This window comes from Streptomyces sp. NPDC055815 (assembly GCF_053616475.1).
In genome coordinates, this window is the sequence record NZ_JBSHDU010000053.1 from 55,795 (window position 1) to 59,071 (window position 3,277).

The window sequence follows — 3,277 nt, forward strand, 5'->3', positions numbered from 1 at the left end:
GCTTGATATAGAGAGGGGCCTCGACCTATAGCGGGGCCTCGACACAGAGCGGGGCGTGGGAGAGGGGAAGGGGGGCGCGTGTCCACGCGCCCCCCTCAGCGGTCAGCCCGAGCAGCCCCCGCACTGGCACGGGGAGCCCGACTGGCAGCCGCAGCCGCAGCCCGAGCCGCAGCCGCAGGCGCCGAGCACGGGCAGGAACACCGCCTCCCGCGGCGCCTCCGTACCGGATTCCGTCGTCATGGGGGATTCGGCCATGGGGGTCCCTCCCTTTCGAGGCGTGCTTCGCCTCCCCCCATTGCATGCCCACTCCGACCGGCGCATCAACGGCGCATCGGCGCCCGTGCGCCTACGCGCCCTCCACCGGCGCGTCCGCGGCCTGCAGCTCGTCCGCGTGCTCACCCGTCACCAGGTACACGACGCGCTTCGCCACCGACACCGCGTGGTCCGCGAACCGCTCGTAGTACCGGCCGAGCAGCGTCACGTCCACGGCCGTCTCGATGCCGTGCTTCCAGCGGTCGTCCATCAGGTGCTGGAACAGCGTGCGGTGCAGCAGGTCCATCTCGTCGTCGTCCTGCTCCAGCTGGAGCGCCAGGTCGACGTCCTTCGTGATGATGACCTCCGCCGCCTTCGCCATCAGGCGCTGCGCCAGCTGCCCCATCTCCAGTATGGTCGCGTGCAGGTCACGCGGCACCGCCGTGGCCGGGAACCGCAGCCGCGCCAGCTTCGCCACGTGCTGCGCCAGGTCGCCGGAGCGCTCCAGGTCGGCGCTCATCCGCAGCGAGGTCACCACGATCCGCAGGTCCGTCGCCACCGGCTGCTGCCGGGCGAGCAGCGCTATCGCCCGCGCCTCCAGATCGTGCTGGAGGTCGTCGACCTTCTGGTCCGCCGCGATCACGCTCTCCGCGAGCTTGAGATCCGCGTCGAGCATCGCCGTCGTGGCGCGCCCGATCGCCGACCCGACGAGTCGGGCCATCTCGACCAGGCCCTCGCCGATCGAGTCCAGTTCCTCGTGGTACGCGTCCCGCATGGATGTCCCTCTCTACGCAAAGCTCCGGGGTCCGGGTGGGGCTCGGACCCCCACGCTCCCACGTTCGGCCCCCTGTGCGTCCGATTCCAGCCCCTGAAATGAACCGGCTCTTTCCCCTAGGTGAACTCTGGGCGACCCCCGTCACCCCGGCGGTCAGGGCAAATGAACCACCCGCATCTCCATGGTGAACTCTGGGCGACGACTGTTCGAGCAGCCACTCGGACGGCTGGGAGAGTGTCCGCGACCCCGCATAACCTTGGAGGCATGGACGTGAACGCGGCGGTTGCCGCATTGGCAGCGATCGCCGGCGTGTGTACCGGCGTGATCGCCATGCTGGCGTTCCGCTGGAGCGAACGCGACCAGGCGCGACCGACCCGTACCTCGCTGCACACCGATGCCGTGCTCCCGCCCGGCGTCGACACCGTGCTGTCCGTGCTGCGCTCCTCCGCGGTCGTTCTCGACGAGAGCGACTCCGTGGTGAAGGCCAGCTCGGCGGCGTACGCGCTCGGCCTGGTCCGCGGCGGCAAGCTGGCCGTCGAACCCATGCTCAACATGGCCCGTGACACCCGCCGCGACGGGGAGATACGGCAGGTCGAGCTGGACCTGGCCCGGCGCGGCACCGGACGCGGCGAGGCCCTCGCCGTCTCCGCCCGGGTCGCCCCGCTGGGCTCGCGCCTCGTGCTGCTCCTGGTCGAGGACCTCACGGAGGCCCGCCGCATCGAAGCGGTACGGCGTGACTTCGTCGCCAACGTGAGCCATGAGCTCAAGACTCCCGTGGGCGCGCTCTCCCTGCTCTCCGAGGCGGTCATGGACGCCTCGGACGACCCCGAGGCGGTCACCCGCTTCGCGGGCAGGATGCAGATCGAGGCGACCCGCCTCACCAACCTCGTACAGGAGCTCATCGACCTCTCCCGCGTGCAGAACGACGACCCGCTGGAGGACTCCGAGCCGGTGTCCGTGGACGAGCTCGTCGCCGAGGCGATCGACCGCTCCCGGCAGCCCGCCTCCACCAAGCAGATCACCATGGTCTCCGGGGGTGCCGCCGACCTGTACGTGTGGGGCAGCCGGGGCCAGCTCGCCGCGGCCCTCGGCAACCTCGTCGAGAACGCCGTCAACTACTCACCGGCCCGTACCCGGGTGGGCATCGCCGCCCGTCGTGTCGCCGCGCCCGCCGGCGACGTGATCGAGATAGCCGTGACCGACCAGGGCATCGGCATCCCCGACAAGGACAAGGAGCGCGTCTTCGAGCGCTTCTACCGCGTCGACCCGGCCCGCTCCCGTGCCACCGGCGGTACGGGACTCGGCCTGGCCATCGTCAAGCACGTGGCCGCCTCGCACGGCGGGGAGGTCACCGTCTGGAGCACCGAGGGCCAGGGCTCCACCTTCACCCTGCGGCTGCCCGAGGCGGGCGCCGTACGGGACCGCCGGCCCGCCTCGTCCTCCACCCCCGATCTCATGACCGAACCGCTTCCCGCCCCGGAGGTCCTTCCGTGACCCGAGTGCTCGTCGTCGAGGATGAGGAATCCTTCAGCGACGCCCTGTCGTACATGCTCCGCAAGGAGGGCTTCGAGGTCGCCGTCGCGGCGACCGGGCCCGACGGCCTCGACGAGTTCGAGCGCAACGGAGCCGACCTCGTCCTCCTCGACCTGATGCTTCCGGGTCTGCCCGGTACCGAGGTGTGCCGCCAGCTGCGCGGCCGCTCGAGCGTCCCGGTCATCATGGTGACCGCCAAGGACAGCGAGATCGACAAGGTCGTCGGCCTGGAAATAGGAGCCGACGACTACGTGACCAAGCCCTTCTCCTCGCGGGAGCTGGTCGCCCGCATCCGCGCGGTGCTGCGCCGCCGCGGCGAGCCGGAGGAGGTCACCCCGGCGGCCCTGGAGGCCGGCCCGGTCCGCATGGACGTCGACCGCCACGTGGTCACGGTCTCCGGCGGCAAGGTCGACCTGCCGCTGAAGGAGTTCGACCTCCTGGAGATGCTGCTGCGCAACGCGGGCCGTGTGCTGACCCGTATGCAGCTCATCGACCGGGTCTGGGGCGCGGACTACGTCGGCGACACCAAGACCCTCGACGTCCACGTGAAGCGCCTCCGCGCCAAGATCGAGCCCGACCCCGGTGCGCCGAGGTACCTGGTGACGGTCCGCGGCCTGGGCTACAAGTTCGAGCCGTAGGCCGAAGGCCCGCCCGAGGCCGGACGGAGTCCGGCCGTACTTACGCCGAAGGGGCGCCCCCTGGTGGGGGCGCCCCTTC

4 protein-coding genes are annotated in these 3,277 nt (G+C 71.0%); 2 read left to right on the forward strand and 2 right to left on the reverse strand.

Annotated elements, in window-relative coordinates; genetic code table 11:
* Positions 1-102 precede the first annotated feature (102 nt).
* Positions 103-255, reverse strand: coding sequence for a hypothetical protein (locus ACWGN5_RS28810; RefSeq protein WP_177181680.1), 153 nt, complete (start codon positions 253-255; stop codon positions 103-105).
* A gap of 91 nt (positions 256-346) precedes the next feature.
* The gene (gene phoU / locus ACWGN5_RS28815; RefSeq protein WP_366038849.1) at positions 347-1,027 is read right to left on the reverse strand and encodes a phosphate signaling complex protein PhoU; all 681 of its coding nucleotides are present in this window, start codon (positions 1,025-1,027) and stop codon (positions 347-349) included.
* A 264-nt stretch (positions 1,028-1,291) separates the two neighbouring features.
* Between phoU and ACWGN5_RS28820 the strand changes: the two genes are divergently transcribed.
* Positions 1,292-2,521, forward strand: coding sequence for a sensor histidine kinase (locus tag ACWGN5_RS28820; protein WP_453520417.1), 1,230 nt, complete (start codon positions 1,292-1,294; stop codon positions 2,519-2,521).
* Positions 2,518-3,198 (forward strand): response regulator, encoded by a 681-nt coding sequence (locus ACWGN5_RS28825; RefSeq protein ID WP_453520420.1) that lies wholly within the window; start codon positions 2,518-2,520, stop codon positions 3,196-3,198. Before ACWGN5_RS28820 ends, ACWGN5_RS28825 begins: the two co-directional genes overlap by 4 nt.
* Positions 3,199-3,277 lie beyond the last annotated feature (79 nt).

Bases quoted from the DNA above. Each gene is read 5' to 3' on its own strand.
- ACWGN5_RS28810 (WP_177181680.1), bottom strand. From the start codon at position 255: ATGGCCGAATCCCCCATGACGACGGAATCCGGTACGGAGGCGCCGCGG.
- phoU (WP_366038849.1), bottom strand. From the start codon at position 1,027: ATGCGGGACGCGTACCACGAGGAACTGGACTCGATCGGCGAGGGCCTG.
- ACWGN5_RS28820 (WP_453520417.1), top strand. From the start codon at position 1,292: ATGGACGTGAACGCGGCGGTTGCCGCATTGGCAGCGATCGCCGGCGTG.